This is a genomic window from Rhodonellum sp. (genome assembly GCF_030656585.1).
In the GTDB taxonomy this organism is placed as follows: Bacteria; Bacteroidota; Bacteroidia; order Cytophagales; family Cyclobacteriaceae; genus Rhodonellum; species Rhodonellum psychrophilum.
This window is the reverse complement of record NZ_JAUSPP010000074.1, coordinates 75,093-99,224: the sequence shown is the minus strand read 5'-3', so window position 1 is coordinate 99,224 and position 24,132 is coordinate 75,093. Positions and strand designations below refer to the sequence as shown.

Annotated in this window: 18 protein-coding genes; 5 read left to right on the top strand and 13 right to left on the bottom strand. The window is 42.9% G+C overall.

Translation table 11 applies throughout. The features are described from left to right. Positions 1-86: 86 nt before the first annotated feature. From Q7J63_RS19020 to Q7J63_RS18965, 12 genes are all read right to left on the bottom strand, one after another. Positions 87-1,292, bottom strand: coding sequence for a glycoside hydrolase family 88 protein (locus Q7J63_RS19020; RefSeq protein WP_304888498.1), 1,206 nt, complete (start codon positions 1,290-1,292; stop codon positions 87-89). Between the two features lie 450 nt (positions 1,293-1,742). Continuing rightward, positions 1,743-2,549 (bottom strand): endonuclease/exonuclease/phosphatase family protein, encoded by an 807-nt coding sequence (locus Q7J63_RS19015; protein ID WP_304888497.1) that lies wholly within the window; start codon positions 2,547-2,549, stop codon positions 1,743-1,745. Positions 2,550-2,611: 62 nt separating this feature from the next. Then, complete coding sequence (locus tag Q7J63_RS19010) at positions 2,612-4,138, bottom strand: M20/M25/M40 family metallo-hydrolase (RefSeq protein ID WP_304888495.1); 1,527 nt, start codon at positions 4,136-4,138, stop codon at positions 2,612-2,614. Between the two features lie 352 nt (positions 4,139-4,490). Then, a complete protein-coding gene (locus Q7J63_RS19005) occupies positions 4,491-5,201 on the bottom strand; it encodes an SIMPL domain-containing protein (protein ID WP_304888493.1) in 711 nt (236 codons plus the stop codon). Positions 5,202-5,281: 80 nt separating this feature from the next. Beyond that, positions 5,282-6,130 carry a prephenate dehydrogenase gene (locus tag Q7J63_RS19000; RefSeq protein ID WP_304888491.1) on the bottom strand — a complete coding sequence of 283 codons (849 nt, stop codon included), beginning with the start codon at positions 6,128-6,130 and terminating at the stop codon, positions 5,282-5,284. 83 nt (positions 6,131-6,213) lie between these two features. Next, positions 6,214-7,356: a pyridoxal phosphate-dependent aminotransferase gene (locus Q7J63_RS18995; protein WP_304888489.1), complete on the bottom strand. Its 1,143-nt coding sequence runs from the start codon at positions 7,354-7,356 to the stop codon at positions 6,214-6,216. Beyond that, the gene (locus tag Q7J63_RS18990) at positions 7,356-8,171 is read right to left on the bottom strand and encodes a prephenate dehydratase (RefSeq protein ID WP_304888487.1); all 816 of its coding nucleotides are present in this window, start codon (positions 8,169-8,171) and stop codon (positions 7,356-7,358) included. The genes Q7J63_RS18995 and Q7J63_RS18990 overlap by 1 nt, the downstream gene beginning before the upstream one ends. Further along, positions 8,168-8,536 (bottom strand): DMT family protein, encoded by a 369-nt coding sequence (locus Q7J63_RS18985; RefSeq protein ID WP_304888485.1) that lies wholly within the window; start codon positions 8,534-8,536, stop codon positions 8,168-8,170. Before Q7J63_RS18985 ends, Q7J63_RS18990 begins: the two co-directional genes overlap by 4 nt. Positions 8,537-8,628: 92 nt before the next feature. After that, positions 8,629-9,837, bottom strand: coding sequence for a 3-phosphoshikimate 1-carboxyvinyltransferase (locus Q7J63_RS18980; RefSeq protein WP_304888483.1), 1,209 nt, complete (start codon positions 9,835-9,837; stop codon positions 8,629-8,631). A gap of 112 nt (positions 9,838-9,949) precedes the next feature. Beyond that, entirely contained in the window at positions 9,950-10,993 is a 1,044-nt protein-coding gene (aroB, locus tag Q7J63_RS18975) for a 3-dehydroquinate synthase (protein WP_304888502.1), read from the bottom strand. Between the two features lie 104 nt (positions 10,994-11,097). Next, on the bottom strand, positions 11,098-12,195 hold the full coding sequence (locus Q7J63_RS18970; protein WP_019599282.1) for a chorismate mutase: 1,098 nt from the start codon (positions 12,193-12,195) through the stop codon (positions 11,098-11,100). 324 nt (positions 12,196-12,519) lie between these two features. Beyond that, on the bottom strand, positions 12,520-13,614 hold the full coding sequence (locus Q7J63_RS18965; protein ID WP_304888480.1) for a bifunctional 3-deoxy-7-phosphoheptulonate synthase/chorismate mutase type II: 1,095 nt from the start codon (positions 13,612-13,614) through the stop codon (positions 12,520-12,522). Between the two features lie 193 nt (positions 13,615-13,807). Here Q7J63_RS18965 and Q7J63_RS18960 point away from each other — a divergent pair, with 193 nt between their 5' ends. The 3 genes from Q7J63_RS18960 (at position 13,808) to Q7J63_RS18950 (ending at position 18,412) form a co-directional block, all read left to right on the top strand. Continuing rightward, positions 13,808-14,995: a proline dehydrogenase family protein gene (locus tag Q7J63_RS18960; RefSeq protein ID WP_304888479.1), complete on the top strand. Its 1,188-nt coding sequence runs from the start codon at positions 13,808-13,810 to the stop codon at positions 14,993-14,995. Between the two features lie 85 nt (positions 14,996-15,080). After that, the gene (gene lysS / locus Q7J63_RS18955) at positions 15,081-16,799 is read left to right on the top strand and encodes a lysine--tRNA ligase (protein WP_304888477.1); all 1,719 of its coding nucleotides are present in this window, start codon (positions 15,081-15,083) and stop codon (positions 16,797-16,799) included. Positions 16,800-17,197: 398 nt separating this feature from the next. Beyond that, positions 17,198-18,412, top strand: coding sequence for an arginine deiminase family protein (locus Q7J63_RS18950; protein WP_304888475.1), 1,215 nt, complete (start codon positions 17,198-17,200; stop codon positions 18,410-18,412). 59 nt (positions 18,413-18,471) lie between these two features. Here Q7J63_RS18950 and Q7J63_RS18945 read toward each other — a convergent pair whose 3' ends face one another. Then, entirely contained in the window at positions 18,472-21,231 is a 2,760-nt protein-coding gene (locus tag Q7J63_RS18945) for a putative LPS assembly protein LptD (protein ID WP_304888473.1), read from the bottom strand. A 66-nt stretch (positions 21,232-21,297) separates the two neighbouring features. Here Q7J63_RS18945 and Q7J63_RS18940 point away from each other — a divergent pair, with 66 nt between their 5' ends. Together Q7J63_RS18940 and Q7J63_RS18935 are read left to right on the top strand one after the other, a co-directional pair. Continuing rightward, the gene (locus tag Q7J63_RS18940) at positions 21,298-22,098 is read left to right on the top strand and encodes an N-acetylmuramoyl-L-alanine amidase (protein WP_019599276.1); all 801 of its coding nucleotides are present in this window, start codon (positions 21,298-21,300) and stop codon (positions 22,096-22,098) included. Positions 22,099-22,497: 399 nt separating this feature from the next. After that, positions 22,498-24,126: an acyl-CoA carboxylase subunit beta gene (locus Q7J63_RS18935; RefSeq protein WP_019599274.1), complete on the top strand. Its 1,629-nt coding sequence runs from the start codon at positions 22,498-22,500 to the stop codon at positions 24,124-24,126. The last annotated feature ends 6 nt before the right edge of the window (positions 24,127-24,132 follow it).

Genomic DNA, 24,132 nt, shown 5'->3' with positions numbered 1-24,132 from the left:
TTGTTGTTTGAGATTACTGGGGGAACAAGCAAAAATCCCCAGAGAAAGACAGACAATACCGATATATTTTTTCATAGTGTTTGATTTTAAAGGAACCAATTTTTATACCTGACCAAAGCCTCGATAAAATAATAATCCGCATAGGTCAGGGGAGTATCGACTTCTGTCCCTGCTGGAAAATGGCCAACGGAATGCTTTAGGATAAAACCTCCATTTTCATCCTTTTTTGCCAAATAGGTCTCCGATGAAAGATTTTGCAGGATGGTTTTGGCTGCGTTCAAATACTTTTCAGATTGATTTTCCTCTACATATTTGCTCAGCTCCAACAAAGCGGAAGCGTTGATGGCAGCTGCGGAGGCATCTCTTAAGGTATTTTCATCCGCTTCAACATCATAATCCCAAATGGGAATCAAATCAGCTGGAAGTTTGGGGTGGTTCAAGGTAAACTCAGCGATTTTCACCGCCTGATCCAAATATTTCGGGTCCATAGTTTCTCGAAACATGACCGTATAGCCATATAAACCCCAAGCCTGACCCCTTGCCCATGCGGATTCATCGGCAAAACCCTGCGCTGTATTTCTGGCAATCACTTCTCCAGTCTCGGGATCATAATCGATCACATGGACAGAACTGTTGTCTTCCCTAAAATGATTTTTGAGGGTATTGTCAGCATGGGTGATGGCGATTTCCTTGAATTTTTCATTCCCGGATTCCTTTGCTGCCCAAAAAAGAAATTCCAGATTCATCATGTTGTCAATGATCACCGGGTATTTCCATTTTCCACTTCCCCATGACTGGATCAATCCGACCTCTGGTTTGAATCTGGTGGAAAGGGATTCCGCCCCTTGAAGCATGATCTTTTTATACGCCTCGTTTTCGTTTAGCCTGTTGGCATTTCCAAAACTACAAAACAACATAAATCCCAAATCATGGGTACCTGTGTTGAATTGCTCTTTTTCAAGAATGGCCAATTTTTGACTTGCCAAATCCAAGAGCTCTTGATCAGCAGTTTGCTCATACAGATAAAGTAATGTACCTGGATAAAAACCAGAAGTCCACCATCCTGTGTTGGAGGTTTCCATGGAGTCCTTTTCGGAATAGTAGGTTTTAGGCATTCGGTCTGCGGGCAACCGAGTGGCCATGTATTTGTATTGTTCTGTCGCCAAGGCAAGATTTTTCTCGATCATCTCGGCCATAGGATCCGCTTGGACTTCCTGCTCTTTTTGTTGGCACTGCGATAAAACCAATAAAAAACAACAAAAAATGAAAATGTGTAAGTTTCTTGATTTCATAGGGGCTGCTTGGTTTTGGGTAGAGAATAGTTTAAAGATAAGGGTTTAGGAAATTGAAGAGAGACCGTTGAGAAAAAAAATGCAGGATTGGGCAATTCTATATCGGTGAAAATGGTTTTGGAGAAATTTAATGCAACTGAATTACGAATTTATCCAATTGAACCAAAAATTCAGACGCCAATGTAAAATATTACAATTGATGAAAATTAAATTGTATTAAATCCATTTTATGCATTACCAATTCAATTCTAGCCTCAAAATGCTTCATAATCAGTTGGTTGATTATTGTTTTTGACTTCACCATATTGGTAATTGACCTTATTCTCTCAATAGTCTGATTTTCTTTCAGTTATAGCCCCAATAGGAAATCTAATGCCTATTTCAGGTAAGTATTTATTTAGCACAAATAGAGAGTTTTGAGATTTCATTATACCCTTTCAAGGAGTAGAATTACAGAATAAGTTTTACAACCACCACAATTGGAAAATGGTCGGAATAGTCCACTGGGATTACCCTTACCTCCACAATTTCCCATCTGCTGTTTTTCGAAAGCCAGACATAGTCAATCCTATCCTTTGGATCTTGAGAGGAATAGGTTGCGGATGGATTTCCAAATTTCTCTGCAGCATCGAGAAATTGATCTGAAAGAATAGAATAAGGTTTTTCGGAAGGATTGAAATTCAAATCTCCAGCCAAAATACTGGGATGAGGAAGATTTCCGAGCAATTCCCCGATCGCCAAAGTTTGTGCCGCGCGGTTTTCCTCAAACTCATGACAAAGATGGGTTCCGGCAAAACTGATTTTTTGTCCACCCGGCAATTCCACATGTGCCAAGGCTAAGCTTCTCCCCTCTCCTCCTTTGGGTGAAGGCAGCGCATGGGATTCAAAGACAGCCGGGAACATACTGAGCAGACCTTCGCCATATCCTCCATCGCTGAAATCAATCGCTTTGGCAAAATAAGCAGACATTCCTGTCAATTCGCCCAACTCCTTCATAAGGTCCTTTTTGATCCCGGCATTGAATCCCATGGTCCTGTTGGTCATGCTATCCACTTCCTGAAGCGCTACGAAATCCGGATTTACGGCATTGATCAATGCCGCAATCTTTTGGATATTGCTATTTCCGGGAGAATAGGCAGATTCTCCGTGATAGATATTGTAACTCATGACCGTAAGCAGGATTTCCTTTGAGGAATCCTGGGCGGAAGCTGCGAAGACAAGCGATAAGCTCATAAAAAAGACAAGAGATCGTTTCATCGGTTTGATTTATTCATCCTAAATATGGAGTCCAGAAGCTCCTCTTTTTTTCGACTCCAGCATCAAAGCTCCTCAGTCAGAATTGCCAAGATGGTTTTGATTCCCTCTTTGAAATTCCCCAATCGGATATTTTCATTGGGGCTGTGTTGGTTGTTGTCTGAATTTACGGTAACCACGGTTACGGCCGGGATTCCCAAAGCATCCACAAAAGGGGAGATTGGAATGGAACCGCCACCCATTCTGATTTTGATGGGTTCTTTTCCAAAAGCACGAAAATAGGCTTTCTCCAACCAAATCCCCGGCTCGGAATCAAAGGGGGTTCGAAAAGCTTGGTAAGAAATAGCACCCTTCCATTTCACGATTTTTGGATATTTCATCCTCTCCTCGGTGGTAGGATCTCTGTCCAAAATAAGATATCCCTGCTCTTCAATATGCTTTTTAATCAAGGAAAACAAACGGTCAGGATTGCACTCGGGAACCAAGCGCACATCAATTTCAGCAGTTGCTTCCGCTGGAACAATGGTCCTTGCCTCACTGCCGACATATCCGGATGACATCCCCCTGATATTCAACGAAGGATATTGAATGGATTCCTGGTAGGAATTCCCAACTTTATCGCTTTCACTGATCCCCAGCTTTTTTTTGATTTCATGCTCATCATCCGGAACCAAATCCAAAATCGATTTTTCTTCTGCGGTCAGATTGATGCCTTCATAAAACCCGGGGATGGTCACTCTTCCTGCATCATCCTTCATGGAAGCCAACAATTGAGACAATCTCAAGGCAGGATTTGGTGCATAGTTGCCATAATGCCCGCTGTGCTGGGCCGCTTTGGGACCAAAAACCGTCAAGGTGATTTCAGAAATCCCCCTTGCGCCAAAGCTCAAGGTCGGTTCATTGCTCAGGTGCCTTGGCCCATCCAAGATCAGCATCATGTCTGCTTGCAATTCCTCTTGGTAATCCAAAACAGCTTTGGGCAACTGAGGTGATCCGATTTCTTCCTCGAAATCCAAAATAATCTTGACATTGAAATCCGGAGTCTTTCCATTTTCCAACATCGCATCCCAGGCGGTCAGGAACATGACCAATGGCCCTTTGTCATCCGAACTCGAGCGTGCAAAAATCCTCCAATCGGCATCATATCCCTTCTCAAGGGTTTCCATCGGAATGATTTCCCAATCGCCTGCATCATTCATTTTCTTCAGTACCGGCATGTAAGGGTCTGGCTGATCCCATTTTTCTCGATCTACGGGTTGCCCATCCACATGGAAATAGAACAAGACTGTTTTGGAGGCATTCACGAATTTCTTTTCGACCAACAACAGTGGAAAACCGTCCGTCGTCAGGCGTTTGGATGACCAACCTCTTTCCAAAAAGTTCTCCTCACACCATTGGATATTGGGCTCCAATTGTGCTGGAAAGTTGGAATCATTGGGAATGGAAACCAGCTCATTGAGCATCGTAATCCCTTTCAGGAAATGCTTTTCAGTGATACTTTCCAAATCCAGGTTCTGTTGGCTTTGGGCGCTCAATGAGAGGATCCCTCCAAAAAACAATACAACACTAAGAATAGAATATGTTTTTCTCATGGGAAGAAATAAATGGGTGCTGACAAATCAAGTTTACCAAAAGTTAACGGTTTATATGGAATTAAAAAACAGACTTTGATGAAAGGATCCAAGAAGCAATGGAATTGCTTCAGCCCGAAATTTGCACTCGGTTTACAAGTAAGAGTTTAAACTACAAGGAAATCAGATTATTTGGAATAGGACACATCACCGAAATGGTAAGGTCAAAAAAAGTGATCAAAAACTGCCGATCAATAAATTTCAGGCTGGAATAGAATGGTGAATGCTTAACATGGGTTAAAACAAAAAAAGCCACTGTTCTTCGGGAAAAACCCAAGAACAGTGGCAAGCTTGAAAATTCAATACCGAATTCCTATGGCTTGATGACAAACGAAAATGCTACCAAGATCCTGTCTGTTAACTTCTGGGATTCCGGACTGAAAACCGGCTCTTCATACGCATCGGCTGATTTCATCATCATGGATTCGGATCGCATCATGATGGGCTGGAAAATATTTTGACCTGAGGTATAATTCACTTTCTGGACATTGATTTTGTCTATTCCAAGAGAAGCTGCAATAGTCTCTGCTTTGCTTTTTGCATCGGCAATGGCCAATTCCAAAAGCTGTTTTTCGTAAGTCTTTTTTTGTACCTCTGAAATAGTAAAAGAAACATTGAATCCCATATTGGCTGTTTGGTGAAGGGTTTCCACCACTTTCACCATATCCTTGTCAATACTTTTGACTACGATTTTCACATTTTGTGTGGCCACATAGCCGCTGTCCCTGCTTGTACCTTTGGTGTAGATCCGATTGACATTTACATAGTAATTGTCCACTGTAAATTCGTAATCCTTAATCCCTGTCTTCTCCATCGCATCTTTGATGGATTTGGTCTTTTTGTTGAGCGCATTCGTCACATCCTTGACATTCATCGCTTTCTCCATCAAATTGACATGGATAATGGCTTGGTCTGGCATTACGCTGATTTCGCTTTTGCCTTCCACTTCGATAAGTGGGGTTTCCTGCGCCATTGCTGTGAGAGCAAACAGGAAAACAGGAAGAATAAAGAGTATTTTTTTCATGATCTCGTTTTTAAGGTCAAAAACTAAATTGTCAAAACCCAGGCCAAACTGCTGTGGACACAATCTTTGGAGGCGTATTTTTATTTCTCCAAATTCAAAATATCACCGATCTTGTTGATCTTGAGCATTTCCTGATACAATCCCTCATAATCGTCTGCGATGATTTTGTCCCTGAATTTTGAAAGATTGGAAATATACAGGCTCATGGCTTCCAAGATGTTCTTTTTGTTTTCCTCCATAATCGGAGCCCACATCGCCGGAGAACTTTTGGCCAGTCTTACCGTGGAAGCAAAACCACTTCCTGCCATGTCAAATATGTTTTTCTCATCTTCCATTTTATCCAAAACTGTTTTGCCCAGCATAAAGGAAGAAATGTGAGACAAGTGCGAGACAAATGCCAAATGTTTGTCATGCTCATCCGGATTCATGAAGCGCAACTTCATGTTGAGGGCCTCCAATATTTCATAGGCCATGCCTTTGAGATGGATATTGGTTTTGTCCATTTCACAGATGATGAAAACTTTTTTGTCCAAAAGATCTTCTTTGGCTGCTTTTGGTCCTGAATATTCAGTTCCTGCGATCGGATGACCGGCGAGGTATTGTTCTCTTTTGGGATGGTCTGCGACGGCATTGCAAAGTGCTTCTTTGGTAGAACCGAAATCAATCACCAACGTATCTGGACCAATGGAATCAAGTGTTTTGATCAGGATTTCAGAAATGGCATTGGCCGGAACGGCCAAAATGATCACATCCGTATCGGCGTCTGGATTTTCTTTGATTTCCTCAACAATCCCCAATACCTTGGCATCATTTTGATTGTCAATATTGGAATCATATCCGGTGAACGTAATTTCCGGCTTCACTTTTTTGAGTGCCAAGGCGAAAGATCCGCCCAATAAACCCAATCCGATAATGTGTATCTTTTTCATTTTCTTTTATGCTGATCCCTCAGACTTTACTAAATGTTAAAAACAGATTTCGATAATACGATGTAATGCTATTTATCAATGGTTTAAACTCTTGACAAGGCTTCCTTGATTTTTTCTATCGGCACACAAAGGGAAAAACGGACATAGTCTTCCCCATTGCTGCCAAAGATTTTTCCGGGGGTGACAAATATGTTCTTGTCATAAAGCAAGGTATCCACCAAATTGCCCACTTCTATTCCAGCGGGAGCTTTTGCCCATACAAACAATCCGACGGTATCTCGGTCCACTTGCAAGTCCAAGCGTTCTGCCAATTCCCAAATCAATGCTCTTCTTTCTGCATAGATATTATTCAATCCCACAAACCACGATTTGTCCAATTCCAAAGCGGCAATGGCACCTTGTTGAATTCCCAGAAACATCCCGGAATCCATATTGCTTTTCACCCTCAATATGGCTTGAATCCACTCTTTTTTTCCTAAAACCATTCCAACTCGCCATCCTGGCATATTGGCGGTTTTACTGAGTGAATTCAGTTCCACTGCGATTTCCATGGCTCCCCCAACATTGAAAATACTCAAGGGATTTTCCTCTAGGATAAAACTGTAGGGATTGTCATGCGCGATGATAATATCATTTTCCTTCCCAAAGGCAATCAGCTTTTCGAAAAGTGACAGGCTTGCTTTTGCACCTGTCGGCATATGGGGGTAGTTTACCCACATGATCTTCACTTTCTTCAGATCCAATTCACCCAAAGCCTTAAAATCCGGTTGCCATTGATTTCCCGGAAGCAGATCGTAATAAATGGGGTTTACTTTCAGCATTTTGGTCACCGAAGTATAGGTGGGATAACCAGGATTTGGGATCAATACCTCATCTCCTTCATCCAAAAACGCCATGGATAGATGCATAATACCCTCCTTGGAGCCCATTAAGGGGAGAATTTCGCTTTCCGGAGACAAGTTTACCTGATAATGTCGCAAGTAAAAATCGGCAATGGCTTTTCTAAGCTCGGGATTGCCCTGGTAACTTTGGTAGCCATGGGCCTGCGGTTTTGAAGCGGCGGCTGTCAAAGCGGCAATCACATTGGGATGTGGGGGCAAGTCCGGGCTCCCGATACCCATGTTGATGACGGGCCTGCCTTCTGCGATCAGTTGGTTGACCTCTTTGAGTTTTTGGGAAAAATAATATTCCTGAACTTGTTCCAGCCTTGTTGAAAACCCCTTCATTATTTTCTGTTTAGATATTCCCCAAAGACCGTCACCTCGCCAAATCTCTTGTTGATTTCCGAAATGGCTTGTTGGTATTGCCCATAATCTTCAAATTGGGTATCGATAAAAAAAGAATATTCCCAAGGCTTTTCCATCACGGGGATAGACTGGATTTTACTCAAGTCCAGACCACGTTCACTCATCAGGGTGAGTAATTTGGCCAAAACCCCTTTTTCATTGTTAACCGTGATTTTCAGGGAAGCCTTGTTGGGTGTAAAATCGGACTTGCTCCGGGTATCTTGGAGAATGATGAACCGGGTAAAATTATTTTGTACCGTTTGGATATCGGATGCCAGGATTTCGAGGCCGTAGATTTCGGCGGCGGCTTTGCTTGCGATCGCCCCGACACCTGCCAACTGCTCCTCAGCGATTCTTTTTGCAACCGAAGCAGTGTCCACATCATCCATCATTTTGATGTTTGGAAACTGGCTGAAAAATTTTTTGCACTGCAGCAATGCCATTGGATGGGACCTGACTTCACTGAGTGCCTCGATTTTCTGCCCTTTCAAGGCCATCAGATTATGGGAGATCGGCAAATAGTATTCGTCTTTGACAAACAGTTCGTACCTGTCGATCAACTCATAATTGGGCAGAATTGCTCCGGCGATGGAGTTTTCGATGGCCATCACCCCAAAATCGGCATTACCGAGCCGAACACTTTTGGCCACTTCTTCGAAAATCCGATAACTGACGATTTCAGCATCAGGACCAAAGTAGTCCAATGCGACTTGATGGTGAAATGAGCCTGGGATTCCCTGTATTGCGATTTTCATTTCTTGAAAATAAAGTAAACTGCCAAAATCAAAAAGCCAAACCCGATAATATGGTTCAGCTTGATGGTTTCATTTTTGAAAAACAACAAAGTGAAAACCATAAATACAATCAAAGTGATCACTTCCTGCAAAACCTTCAACTCTACCAAAGAGAAAGGGCCTCCATTCTCATTGAAAACCATCCTGTTGGCAGGAACCTGAAAGAAATACTCAAACAGTGCAATCCCCCAACTGATCATCACGATCGAGATCAATCCCAAGTTTTCAAACCATTTCAATTCCTTGAATTTCAAATGACCATACCAAGCAAAGGTCATAAATGTATTGGACAAAATCAGCAGGATGATGGTGTAAAAGCTTTTCATGTTAAAACAGCTTGGTGGCCGAAGATGAGGTTGAATGCATTTTTATCCCAGAGGAATTAGACCAGACTCCTTCGTTGGAGATTTTGGATACCTCATTTGTAGAGCAAGGCAACATGTTTCCAAAAGCTTGGATAGGATTTATTCACCACCTCAGGGTCTTCGACGATGAGATTTGTCTTGGTGACCAAGGGCAAAAAGGCCATCGCCATCCGGTGGTCATCATAGGTTTTGATGGTCACTTCGTCAGGTATTTCGATGGATGGAATCAGGGTGAATACCCCATTTTCACCTTCCAGCAACTGGGCATTGAATTTTGCCAACTCCTGCTGAAGCGCCAATATCCGATCGGTTTCTTTGATCCTCAAGCTTTCCAATCCCGTGAAATCGACTTTTTGACCAATGATGGCACAAGTCACGGCAACTGTCTGTGCGAGATCGGGGCAGTTCGTGAAATCCCAGGATTTTAATCCTTTGACCTTTTGTTTGGTTAATTTGATGCCTCCGGTTTGAAATTCGCTTTTCACGCCCAATTGATCCATGATCTCGACGATTTTGGAATCTCCTTGGAGACTGTCTTCTTTTAAACCCTGGAGAAATAATTCTCCTTCATCTGCACAAGCCAAAAGGCTAAACCAGTAACTCGCTCCGGACCAATCGCTTTCCACGGAAAACTGAGTAGGGCTATAAGTTTGATGTGGAACTTTGATCACATTTTCTTCCCAGACATGCTTCACGCCAAATTGGGCCATCAGCTGAAGTGTCATTTGAATGTAAGAAATGGATCCAATTTTTCCCAACAATTCAATTTCAAGCCCTTTGGGCAACATCGGGGCGATCATCAGCATCGCCGATATATACTGACTGCTGACATCTCCCCGGATGCTTATTTTTTCAGTTTTTTGTTCCGCCAATCCGTGGACCGCCAAGGGTGGAAATCCCTCTGCGGCCATGTAATGAATCTCAGCACCAGTGTCCCGCAAGGCATCCACCAAGATTCCAATGGGCCTTTCGCACATTCTTGGGGTTCCGGTGATGATTTTGTACTGATTGGTGATCACCGCATAGGCTGTCAAAAAACGCATGGTCGTCCCAGCATCCAACACATCAAATACCGGCGGGTTTTTGGTCAAAAGCCGAATCATGGTTTGCGTATCCCTGGCTTCAGCCAAGTTGCTGATGGTGTTCTCCCCCTCTGTCAAAGCATCGATCACCAATACTCGGTTGCTTTCGCTTTTGGAAGAAGGCAAAGGAATTCTTGTCGGTGAAAAAGTGGATTTTTTTTCGTGACGTATATTTTTCATTTTATGGATGCTTTTCAATTGGATGATTTCCCAGTAAGGGGGAAAATAAATATGATTTTATGGAGGAGAATATTAATCAAAATTCAAGCGAAAAATCTTCTTCCTGAATTGACTATTCATGTTTCACCTCTTTGTAGAATAAAATGGCGTCTTGTATTTCGGATTCAGACACGGCAATGTTATAATCACATTCCCCGATTTTTTTCAACAAAGAAAAATTAATCGTTTCTCCCTCATTTTTTTTGTCTTGGCTACACAATGCAATGATATTGGGAACATCAGCATCTGGAAATTCTATTTTTCCGAAAACACGCAGCAAAGATTCGCTGATCAGATCCAGGTCGGCTGCTTCCATTCCCATTCGGGTTTGAGACAAATAAGCCTCACAAATCATTCCCACAGCGATGGCCTCTCCATGGAGCAAATGCTTGTCTGAATCCAAATAAAAGGACTCGAATGCATGTCCAATGGTATGACCAAAATTCAGGATTTTTCTGAGTCCAGACTCCTTGGGGTCTTTTTCGACCACTTCTTTCTTGATCGAAATGGATTTTTCAATGATGGTTTTCCAATCCTGTTGTCCCCAATCTTCGAACTTAAGATCATGGAAATAATTGGGGTCGGCAATAAGCCCATGTTTGATCACTTCAGCATAACCGGACCGAAGCTCCTCTGCAGGAAGGGTTTTGAGGAATTGATCGGAAATAATGACTGCTTCGGGATTGTTGAATACTCCGATATGGTTTTTGAAACCATTGAAATCTATTCCCAATTTTCCCCCTACACTGGCATCCACTTGAGAAAGCAAGGTGGTGGGTATATTGATGAATCTGATGCCACGCTTGTAGGTACTCGCACAAAATCCCCCCATATCACCCGTAACTCCGCCTCCAAGGTTGAGGATTAGTGCTTTCCTATCAAAACCCGAATCCGTCATCCACTTCCAGATTTCAATGCAAGTATTTAGGTTTTTGTTTGCTTCGCCAGCCTGAAATGAAAACAATCGGTGTTGTTCCGGAAGTATCTCTTTGATCAAGGGATAGCAGGCGATTGCGGTATTGGAATCCGTAATGACTCCCAACTGCGAAAATTGTTGTTGACCCAAATAGACCCGTAGGTCCTCGGCGATGGCACTGGAAAATAGGATGGATTCCAAGGTGGTATTTTGGTTTATGCGCAAAGATAAGAATGGATTTAATTTATAGCCAAAAATCAAATGACCGATGTTTTGTACATCGGTCATTTGACACTGAACCTGAATTATTTTTTGATTGCAGCGGCTTCTCTCAATTGTTTCTCCTGTCTTTTGACGGACTCTTCATGGATGCAATAGAGCAATTCCTTCATGAATTTCTCACTGAGATTTTTTGACACCCCTTTTTCAGTCCTTGACTCCATCACAAATTTCCATCTGTCGGCTTGGAATACGGTCAGGTGATGCTCTCTTTTGTACGCACCGATCTGATCGATCATGGAGAATCTTTCCTGCAAAAGATCCAACAGCTGATCGTCCATGTGATCTACCGCGGCCCTAAGATCATTTAATCTTTCACTTGGATTTTCACTTCCCAAAGTATCTTTGAAATCTATTTGTGAAAGCAATTGCTTCAGCTGGGCTGGTGTAACTTGTTGTTTGGCATCAGACCAGGCATTGTCTGGATCGTGGTGGGTTTCGATCATCAAACCATCCAATCCAAAATTGATGGCACGCTGGGCGGTTTCCAAAAGACCTTCTCTGTTCCCTACAATATGGCTTGGGTCGTTGATCACTTCCATTCCTTTCCATTCTCTTTTCAAGTGGATCGGCATGGACCAGTTTGGCTTGTTTCTGAACCTCTTGTCGTAAGAGTCAGAAAAACCTCTGTGGATCGCGGCCAACTTATGGATCCCCACATCGTGAAGTCTTTCCAAAGCACCAATCCAAAGCTGCAAATCCGGATTCATTGGGTTTTTCACCATTACCGGGATATCCACACCTCTCAAGGCATCGGCAATTTCCTGAACAGCAAACGGATTAACGGTAGTTCTTGCGCCAATCCAAAGCACATCTACTTTATGTTTCAAAGCCAATTCCACATGGGCAGCATTTCCAACTTCTGTGGTGATTGGGATATTCAAATGATTTCGGACGATTTCCATCCAGGTCAATCCTTCTTCTCCAATACCTTCAAAGCTTCCTGGACGGGTTCTTGGTTTCCAAATTCCGGCCCTGAATATGTCTGGAATCATGTTTTCTTTTTTCATGTCCAGGCAGACTTTCTCAATCTGCTCAGGAGTTTCTGCGCTGCAAGGACCGGCGATGATGACATGGCCTTTTAATCCTAATCCCCAGTCTTTGGTTTGTAAGTGATCTTTCATAGGTGTATTTGGTTTGAAATAAAAAAACCCGACTCTTTCGAATCGGGCTCTTTCTGTTTTATGATTGTTTATATTAGATACATTCAATAACCAGCTCCGATTCGTCCCGCGGGGCGAAAGTAAAAGTAATAAAATGTAAAATATGAAGGGGCTGCGAATAACATGTGTCAAATTTAAAGGCTGTTATTTTAAAATCAAATAAAATTCAGCTATTTTATTTGATTTTTCTTCAATAAAAATCAAAAGAATTGCTTAATCAGAAATTAAGCTAAGTTTGATAACCATTTTCAAAATAATATTTTGACAAGAAACCAATACTCCTCCTCAAGAAAGATGTCTTTCCATAACTTCTGTCTGTTTTTTGATGGATTCGGTATGAATCATTTTATATAATTCTTTTACAAACTCAGGATTTAGATTGAGTGCGGTCGCCCATTCGGGTCTGGTCTGGAAAACCTTTTTCCAACGTTCGATCTGGAAGACGGCTACATTGTTTATTTTCTTGTACTCCCCCACTTTTTCGACCAGCCCCATCCTTCTGCTCAAGAGTTCTAAAATTTCCCTGTCCGTATCATCGATTTGTTCACGAATGGATTGCAATTGGGAGGCAAATGCAAGATCATCCACAAAGACCTGCCTGGTTTTAAGGCTTGCCAGAAGCAAGCCCAAATCCTCAGGCCTGAGCTGCTGCTCGGCATCCGACCAGGCTGAGTCAGGATGGAAATGGGATTCAATCATCAATCCATCAAAATTCAGATCCAAGGCCATTTGTGCCACTTGAGGAATCAAGGCTCTTTTTCCACAGATGTGACTGGGATCATTGATCAAAGGAATATCGGGAAATCTCGTTTTGAATTCAATGGGGATTTGCCACATGGGGCTGTTGCGGAAATGCGTATCGTTGAAATTGGAAAAGCCACGGTGAATGGCCCCTATTTTTGTGATTCCCGCTTGATGGATTCTTTCCAATGCCCCGATCCAAAGGGCAAGGTCAGGATTGATGGGGTTCTTGATCAGCACAGGTATATCCACACCCTTCAAACTGTCGGCAATGTCTTGGACCGTAAATGGATTTGCCGTGGATCTCGCCCCGATCCACAAAAGGTCAATGTTGTTTTTCAAGGCCTCCTCTACATGCGCCGGGGAAGCGACCTCAACGGCAAATTTAACCTTGTATTTTTCCTTTGCTTCTTGGATCCAAGGAAATGCAATGCTACCCACACCCTCAAAGGTATTGGGGCGCGTTCTTGGTTTCCACACACCCGCCCGTATGATTTTGACACCTTGCTTGGCCAATCCCTCGACGGTTTTGTCAAGCTGTTCGGCAGTTTCAACACTACAGGGACCTGCAATGATCAAGGGGTTTTGAATATCATGCCCCCAGTCTTTCAATGGATAGGTTTTCAATTGGTTTGTCATTTAGATCATTCAACAATTTAGACAAAGGTTCTGTTTATTGGCCACGGTTTTTTTGAATTCAAACAAAGTCTTGGTTCATCCTTCGGTTTTATTTTCAAAAAGCATATTTTCCTTCCAAAAGCTTCTACAAATCAACGAACAAAATCCTGCCCATGCGGTTTTTTTGATATATTTGTCTCTTGATATGCGCTATATGCCCGTAAAACCCAATATTTCTTTTGAGAACTTAGAAGTCGCTTTCGCTTCTAAATCAGATGCTGAGCTGAGAAAAATGCACCTCATCTTTGGCACGATGAACAACAATACTCTAGTGAGCCTTGGCGTAAAACTGGCCAATCTTGCTTTTAAACTCCGATTGCCCATCAAAGGCATCATGAAGAAGACCATGTTCGGTCACTTCTGCGGAGGGGAAACCATCGCCGATTGTCAGCCCACATTGGACACCTTGGCAAAGTACCATATCCGAACCATATTGGATTATTCGGTGGAAGGCGAAGGAAACGAGGAAAGTTTCGATGCCACCAAAAGAGAAATTCTCAGAACCATTGAGCGATCTGCTGGTGATGGAAACATGCCTTTTGGTGTATTCAAGGTTACCGGTTTGGGAGATTTTGAGCTGATGACCAAAATTCAGGAAGGAAAAAAGCTTGACAAAAAAGAACAGGAAGCGTTTGAAAATATAAAATCGCGGGTGGATGAATTGTGCAAAAAAGGGTTCACCTCCAAGACAAAGGTTCTGGTCGATGCTGAGGAATCCTGGTTCCAGGATGTCATCGATCAAATGGCCTATTTCGCAATGGAAAAGTACAACCGTGAAAATTGCATCGTATACAACACCTACCAAATGTATCGACATGACATGTTGGACAGGCTGAAGGATGCCCACAAAACAGCCTTGGAAAAAGGATATCTCCTAGGAGCAAAACTGGTGCGGGGTGCCTACATGGAAAAAGAAAGGAAAAGAGCGCTGGAAATGTCTTATCCAAGCCCAATCCAGCCCAATAAAGCTGCATCTGACCGAGACTATGATGCCGCTTTGCGGTATTGCCTGGAAAACAAAGACAGTATCCATTTGGTCTGTGGCTCCCATAATGAACAAAGCAATAAACTGCTGACAGAATTGATTTCCCTTCACGGACTTCAACCTGCCGATGAGCGGATTTATTTTGCTCAGCTTTATGGAATGAGCGACAACATCTCCTTCAATTTGGCAAAAGCCGGATACAATGTCGCCAAATATGTCCCCTACGGGCCAGTCGAAAAAGTAATGCCCTATCTCGGAAGAAGGGCAGAAGAGAACACCTCAGTTTCCGGCCAAAGCAGCAGGGAATTTGATTTGATCAAAAGAGAAATTGCCAGAAGGAAGACGGCAAAAAGCTGATTTAATTTCATGCTATTTGCTTCAACTTCCCCTACCAGACTGAAATAATTTAAGAGAATATTTATTAGAATCGAAAAACATAAAGATGCAGTTATTAAGCGAACAGGAAATCGAACGCAGAAAAGACAGGGAAGACTTGATGAAACTGGGAATCAACCCCTACCCGGCAGAATCTTTCCCCATCAATGCCACTGCGGAAGAAATCCACAAGAATTACCCAAACAATACCGACCAATACCAAAATGTCTCCATCGCCGGAAGGCTGATGAGCAGAAGGATCATGGGCTCGGCATCCTTTGCCGAAATCCAAGATGCCACCGGAAGGCTTCAAGTATATGTCAAGAGGGACGATATCTGTCCTGATGAGGACAAGACTTTTTACAATACGGTTTTCAAAAAACTGTTGGGAATCGGTGATTTCATTGGGATCAATGGCTTTGTTTTCACCACCCAGACCGGTGAGATTTCACTTCATATCCGGGAAATCAAAATCCTATCCAAATCACTGAAACCATTGCCTGTGGTAAAACGCGATGAGGAAGGCAACGTATACGATGGTTTTACGGATCCGGAATTGCGTTACAGGCAACGTTATGTAGACCTTACGGTCAATCCGGAAGTAAAGGAGGTTTTTAAAATGCGTTCCAAAATCATTTCTGGAATGAGAAGGTATTTTGATGATCACGGCTGGTTGGAAGTGGAAACCCCCATCCTTCAGGCGGTACATGGCGGTGCCGCGGCAAAGCCCTTCAATACCCATCACAATACTTTGGACATGCCTTTGTTTTTGAGAATTGCCAATGAACTCTACCTGAAAAGGTTGATCGTCGGTGGATTTGACGGAGTATATGAGTTCGGGAAGATGTTTCGCAACGAGGGAATGGACCGTACCCACAACCCGGAATTTACTTCCGTGGAAATCTATGTCGCTTATAAGGACTATATCTGGATGATGGAAATGGTGGAAGATGTGATCCAAAAAATCACCGAGTCCATCCATGGAAAAACGGAGGTGCCGGTGGGAGACAAGATGATTGACTTCAAAGGCCCGTACAGGAGATTGACCATGTATGAATCCATCAAAGAATATTCCGGAGTGGACGTCAGCAAAATGGACGAGAATGGTCTAAGAGCAGTTTGTGGCGAAATGGGGATAGAAATCGAGGACAGCATGGGTCGAGGAAAATTGATCGATGAGATCTTCGGGGCCAAGGTGGAAGAACACCTCATCCAGCCTACTTATATCACGGATTACCCGATAGAGATGACGCCTTTGGCGAAGAAACACAGGACTGAACCAGGACTGGTAGAACGCTTTGAATTGTTTGTCAACGGAAAGGAAATCGCAAATGCCTATAGTGAGTTGAATGATCCGATCGATCAGCGGGAGCGTTTTGAAGACCAACTCAAATTGGCTGCAAGAGGAGATGACGAAGCGATGGCAATGGATGAAGATTTCTTAAGGGCATTGGAATACGGAATGCCACCAACTTCGGGACTTGGCATCGGCATCGACAGATTGACCATGATGCTGACCAACAAATCCACCATTCAAGAAGTCCTTTTCTTCCCTCAAATGAGGCCGGAGAAAAAAATCAACATTGCTTCCGATGAGGATTATGTAGCCTTGGGGATTCCATTGGGATTGATTCCAGCCTTGAGAGACCTAAATGTCCACACGATCGATCAATTGAAGGAACAGGATATCAACAAGCTTTTTAATGATATCTGCGGCAAAAGAAAAAAACTTAAACTGGATGTCCCCAACCCTACCAAAGAGGATGTGGAAAAATGGTTATCCTAAGTACAAAATCAAACTGGAAAAATAATTAGGAAATCAGGGCTAAATTTTGCCCTGACTTGACCTTCACCAAAAATGGAGAAGGCCCTTCAAAATCAGAAAAACTGGAGGATAACAGTGGCGTTTTGACTGAAATTTAGAATCACAGAATCCCTGAAAGAATCTTCAAATCCTCACCTTATTTTCATAAAAAGAAAAACCGGATAAAATCCGGTTTTTCTTTTTAAATTCAACTTGTTCTTCTTCGTACTCTTTATCGAATATTTCGGGTATTTCCCCAGCATGTTCCGAGAAACCAATTTTCTGTATTTTTTAAATAAACCTGATTATTATTGCTGAATTAATAAAAAAACAATATTATTGTTAAATATTATTTAATCAATCGGCCATAAATTATTAAAATGAATCTTCGCCTCAACTCTGAGTTTGGAACCTTAAAGGCCGTGCTGATGCACCGTCCAGGAAAAGAAATAGACAGATTGACACCCTATAACAAAAGCATGCTTCTTTTTGAGGATGTCCCCTATTTGGAGGCGATGCAAAGAGAACATGATGTTTTCACCGATCTTATCAAACACAGCACGGGAGCAACGGTATATCGTTTAAGAGAACTCTTGATGCAGGTAATTTCAGACAAGGTCATATTGGAAAATCTAATGAAGGATGCCCTTTCCAAATCAGGAATGTCTCATCTTTCAGATGAAATATTGGGGAGATTGTCGACCGCAGAATGTGCCACAGCGCTGACTGCTGGAGTCAAAGTGCATGAACTCAAAAAGAAAATCCCAAACTTGCAGCGAACGGAATTATTGGATTATGCCTTCATTATCCCTCCAAGTCCCAATCTTTATTTCCAAAGGGATCCGATTGCATTGACGCCGGGAGGAGTGGTCTTTTCGAGTATGAAAATGGAGGGCAGAAAACGCGAAGCAGATTTGCTCAGGACCATTTTTGAAAACCATCCGGAATTCAAGGACCATGTCAATCGGATTTTCCCTATCAACGGACATGAAAACCCCGCAAGTATCGAAGGTGGTGACATAATTGTCCTTTCCAAAAAAGCGGTTGCCATCGGGAATTCTGAGCGTACCGACGAGAAAGCGATTTACCATGTCGCAAAATCTCTTTTGGCGGAAGGAACAGTAGAAAGGGTTTACGAGGTTCATTTGCCAAAAAAACGGCAATACATGCACTTGGATACCGTTTTCACAATTCTAGATGAAAACTTGGTCCTCACTTATCCCGATGCTTTGAATGCGGTGTTGCAAACTTCGCTTTACACTTTGAAAGAGATTCAAGATGACAAAGTCCATATCAAAAGACAAGTCTTGAATGAATCCCTTCTGACGGTTTTGGAAAGGGAAATCCCGCATCTGGAAATCCTCCATACCGCTGACGGGAACCCGGATTATGCCATGCGGGAACAGTGGTTTGATGGGGCGAACGTATTTGCCATCGGACCAAGGCGTGTTATTTCCTACAACAGGAACATTTACACCAATCGAGCTCTTAGGGACATGGGGGTAGAGGTTTTGGAAATCCCCTCCTCCGAACTTTCACGGGGACTGGGTGGTCCAAGGTGCATGACCATGCCGCTAAGCCGATCTAAAATCTAATGAAATGGCATTGTTTTTCTTAAAGCAAAAAGACAAATAAAAAGAAAGCCAAATCCGCATTAACGATCAAAGAATGATCTTCTTCTGGACACCTTCAGATCCTGTAGAATAGCGGATTTTACACGAATGTCAACATTATACGAAGTGAACCTACCGAATGGAATCCAGTTCACGTTCATCTGCCAGCAATGGAGGTCACGCGCGATCCCGATCATGGTCTGCGTGATCTGAGCAGTCGAAAAATCAAATCCCGCATTGAAATTTATCTTCCATTTTTCAGAAAGACTCAAATCTCCGCTCATGTTGATGGCTTGGGTGATATTGGAAACACCTGTGGATTGCCTATTGTAACTGATATTGTACCCAAAACTCAGATTCCACGGGATATCCCAATCGATGTATTGGCTAGGATCTGCCACGATCCTGGAAATTTCATTTTCCACGAACTCATTCATCTGACCTCCTTGTTGGAGAAAATCATTGGTGATATCATCCCTAACCTCGCCTGGCCCTCTTGTGGAATTGCTAGGATTGATACTCCCGTTTAGGTTAAGGTTGGCATTCCGCAACCTCCCGATGCCCTGTCCATTTTTCCAAGCCAATTGATTTAACCTTCGCGTGGTAACCCTGCCTGTTTCTGGATTGGTGGTGGAAATCTCGGAATAAGGATCCAAGGTGGTGGAAAGGTTGACTGACAGTTTATTGTCGAAAAAGGAAGTTCTCGTGTTGAAGTTGATCGGAGCGAGTTGGAATGAATCCGCGGCGAAATTATAGTTTGTGGAAAAATTCAAGGTCTGCAACAAGGGGATTTTCTTGGTGCTCAGAGCAGCGGTATCGCTTTCTGTTTTTATTTTTGCCTCCAATACGTTTCTTACATTGATGCTCAGGGACCTTGATTCACCCAATGGCGCCCCACCGAAAATAAATCCTTGGTGTCTGGAAAAAACCTGAGACCTTCCTGAACTATCCACTTGAACCTGCTGATAATACCCAAAAGCTGGATTGGAAAAATCAGGTGTATAAGTAAATCCGAATGAAGGATTCATGTGGTGCCTGATCGCTTCTATTTTTTTATTCTTCTTGAAATTATAAAAACCATAAACGTTGGTATTCAGAGCAAAGGAAGAACTGTAAAAACCTACCCTATTGAAACCACTTTCAAGAATCCGATCAACCCTGTTTTCAGCTGGGTTAAAATAAAAATTGATCTTTTCTGTGTACCAAAGCTCGGTATAGTTCACCGAGGCCGTTCCGGTAAAATATTTGAAAAGGGTGAAATTAGAGGAAAGAGGAATCGTGTTTTTAGCGCCATTGTTGGCGTCCTTGAGCAGTTGAGGCAGATTGGCAAGCGTAAAAGGCAAAATATCCTGCTGGGTATTGATGTTCTGGCCGATCTGAAGCACCTCATTTTGGACACCAAAGGGTGCAGTAATCCTGTTGTTGATCGAATTTTGTAGGTTGAAATTCCAGGCAATGTTCAGGGTTTTCAGCGGCTCAAATTTGACATTTTGAAAAGGATTTTGCCTATTCATGTTGATCGCAATATCCGGCAATATCAAATTGACTTCATTGGTTTGCACATTTTGGGAATGCCTGAGATTGGCTGACATGCTAAAAGGCGTACCGGTAAAAGTTTTGCTGTAAGCGATGTTTGACGCGAATTCAGAACGAACGTTGTTCACAAAGCTGGTTGGGTTGATGACCACGTTGTTGTAATTGGTCGTTCCTGCATTGACAGATGCCGAGAATCTGGAATTCCCCCTACTTTCGGGAGTATGCTGCCAATTGACCCAGAAAGTATTGTAATCCAGGGGATTCAATTCAGTTTCGGGACTTTTGAATTTCTGGAAATCAACATTGAAGCCACCGTTGTACCGGTATCTCTTTTTATAGATCGTAGCGGCCTTGACACCGTAACCCCCTTTTGAATAAACATCTCCGGTCAATCGGGTGTGGACGAAATCATTGAAGGCAAAATAATATCCGAAATCCCTAAGCACCAATCCCCTTACCTGTTCCTGTCCATAAGATGGGAATACTATCCCAGAAGCTTTCTCATCCGGTGTATCCGGTATCATGCCAAAAGGAAGTCCAATCGGGGTTGGAATGTCGTTGAAATAAAGGTTGAATGGGCCGGTAACCACTTTTTTTCCTCTGATGGATTTTATTTTCGCTGCACTGATATGCCAATGGGGTTCTTCTAGATTACAGGTCGTATAATACCCATGATCCATATAAATACTCCCATCTTGCCCTTTTTTGATGGTTTCGCCTCTTAAAAGTCCATCTTGCTGTTCGGTAACCACATCCTTGATGATGGCTTTTTGGGTTTTAAAATTGTACCGCATCTCTTTGCGGATTTCATAAGTGGTATTTCCTTCCTTGAAAATCGGATTGCCCGTGATACTACCAAGAGAATCCGTCACTCCGGAGGCAAACAATTCACTTTTTTCCCAATCGATGATGATCAAATCCGCTTCCAAACGAATGTTTCCGTACTCAAACCAGGCCTCTTTGTGGAGATATACTTTGTTGACTGTGAAGTCCGTTATGATACTGTCTTCTCCATAATAATTAATTTCGGTTTGAATTTCCCCGCGCGGCACTACATTTGTAGTGTCGGAAAGAGGAATCGAATCTTGTCGAGACAAAAGGAGAGAATCCATCTCCGCAGAAAGCAAGGGCTTGGTGTTCAAAACAGTATCTGGAGCGACAATCTGTTTTTCCACCACTCTTTTGCTCCTTTGTTGGGAGAAAACTAAACTGGGCAGGGCCCAAAAGATGATAATGGAAAGAAAATGGAGCCCTTTATTCCGCACTGATTGATTTATATTTGTTTAAAAATTTATAATTTAGCTCGAGCAAAGTTAATCTTATTAACCTGTATGGAACGCACCAAAGTTAAAAATATTCTCCTTATTTCATTATTGACTACTTCACTATTATTTACTGGATTTGTCCCCACTGGATCAAGGGCGCCTGAGTTTCGGCTCAAACGGGTTGTCATCGATGCAGGACACGGCGGCAAGGATCCTGGCACCGTAGGGTACATTTCCAAGGAAAAAGACGTAGCGCTCAAAGTAGCCCTCCAAGTGGGAAAATATGTCGAAGAAATGCTGCCTGGAGTGGAAGTGATTTACACCAGAAAAACAGATGTCTTTTTGGAATTGAAAGAGCGGTCCAATATCGCCAACCGCAACAAAGCCGACCTATTTATTTCCATCCATTGCAACGCTGCAACAAACCGAACTGTTTTTGGGACAGAGACTTTTGTGATGGGAAACAAAAACATGGAAGCCAACTTTGATATCGTAAAACGAGAGAATGCTGTGATTCTATTGGAAGATGATTACAAAGAAAACTACGAGGGTTTTGACCCTTCCTCTCCTGAGTCTTATATGATGTTCAACTTGATGCAGAAGGCATATTTTGCAGGGAGCATTTCCTTGGCCTCAAAATTGGAAGATGATTTCACCAACCGTGTCAACAGACACAGCAGAGGTGTGAAACAAGCTCCTTTTTACGTTCTTTGGACCACCAGCATGCCGAGCGTACTTGTGGAAATCGGTTTTCTTTCCAATGCAGGAGAAGAGAAATACCTCAACAGCAGTGATGGACAAACCTATCTTTCTTCGGCGATCTTTCGCTCCATCAAAGCCTACAAGGAAGAAATTGAATCCATGTAAGTATGGAAACGTGAATCAACGGAGTAAAAAGCAGCCTCCATTTGACAAGTATTCAACTTGACAAATGGAGGCTGCTTTTTTTATGGATCACATGGTAAAACCAAGGCTTCTTCCAAGTGATCCGCTTTTCCCCGTGTGATGCCTTCTTAATTCCATTCCAGCCGCAAATTGCTTCACAATCAGTCTTTGTTATCTGTTTTTGACTTCACCTTATCGGCATCGGGTCTTGTCCCATCAATAGTCTGATTTCCTTCCGGTTGCAACAGCCAGCAGGAAACCAAATGTATGTTTCGGATTTAATTTTTGGGTCAAGGCGATGTTAAAAGGCCTCTTTTTTTTCTTACGGTTTAAATTAGTTTATTTTAGCGGACTGAAGAGAACTAAACCCAAATAAATCCAATGGATATTGAATTCAATAAAAACGAGGACCAAAACAAACAATTGCTTTTTCAACTCAACAAAAAATTCCAACAGGTCAAATTAGGCGGGGGCGAGAAACGAATCGCGAAAGAGCACGAAAAAGGCAAACTTACCGCTCGCGAAAGAATCGATTATCTCATCGATCCGAATTCTGATTTTATTGAAATCGGCGCATTTGCGGCAGATAAAATGTACCTGGAAGAAGGGGGATGCCCTTCTGCGGGCGTGATCACGGGCATAGGTCGGGTGAGTGGCAAGATGTGCATGATCGTGGCCAACGATGCGACCGTCAAGGCCGGAGCATGGTTTCCCATGACAGCCAAAAAAAACCTAAGGGCCCAGGAAATCGCCATGGAAAACCGCTTGCCTGTCATCTACCTGGTCGATAGTGCCGGTGTTTTTCTACCCATGCAAAACGAGATTTTCCCGGACAAAGAACACTTCGGGAGACAATTCCGAAACAATGCAAAAATGTCTGCGATGGGAATCGTCCAGGTATCCGCCATTATGGGAAGCTGTGTGGCAGGTGGGGCTTATCTTCCGATTATGTCTGATGAAGCCATGATCGTGGACAAGACTGGTTCCATATTTTTGGCGGGCTCCTATTTGGTAAAAGCAGCCATCGGGGAATCTGTAGACAACGAAACCTTGGGAGGAGCCACTACCCACTGTGAAATATCCGGCGTCACAGACAATAAATTCGATACGGATGAAGAATGTCTGGATGCCATCAAAAGGATTTTTGATAAAATCGGGGCAACGGAGGTTGCTGGATTTGACAGAAAAGAAAGCAAAGTACCAGAAAAAAACGAAAAGGAATTGTACGGTATTTTCCCCGTTGATCGGGTAAAACCATATGACATGCTTGAGGTTATTTCACGATTGGTGGATGGCTCCGAGCATGATGAATACAAAAAGGACTACGGCAAAACCATCATCTGTACCACTGCCAGGATCGATGGCTGGGCGGTAGGCATCATCGCCAACCAGCGCAAAATGGTGAAGACCAAGAAAGGCGAAATGCAGATGGGCGGTGTGATTTATTCGGACTCGGCCGATAAGGCTGCCCGATTTATCATGAATTGTAACCAACGCAAAATCCCTTTGGTTTTTCTCCAAGATGTCAGTGGATTCATGGTCGGAAGCAAGGCCGAACATGGTGGAATCATCAAGGATGGTGCGAAAATGGTAAATGCCATGGCCAACTCCGTTGTACCCAAATTCACTTTTATTTTAGGCAATTCTTATGGAGCAGGCAACTATGCGATGTGTGGAAAAGCCTATGACCCAAGGTTGATTTTCAGTTGGCCAACGGCCCAAATGGCCGTCATGAGTGGGGCAGCAGCAGCCAAGACCTTGCTACAGATCAAAGTAGCTTCCCTGAAAAAAACCGATCAAATCATTTCTCCCGAAGACGAGGAGCTTTTGCTGAAAGAAATCACTGACAAATACAATGAAGAATTGAGCCCTTACTATGCGGCTGCGCGACTTTGGGTGGATGGCGTTATTGACCCCTTGGAAACAAGGAAAATCATCAGTACTGGAATAGAGGCTGCCAACCATTCCCCTATCAATGAGCGATTTAATGTGGGGATTATTCAGACTTAATAAAAA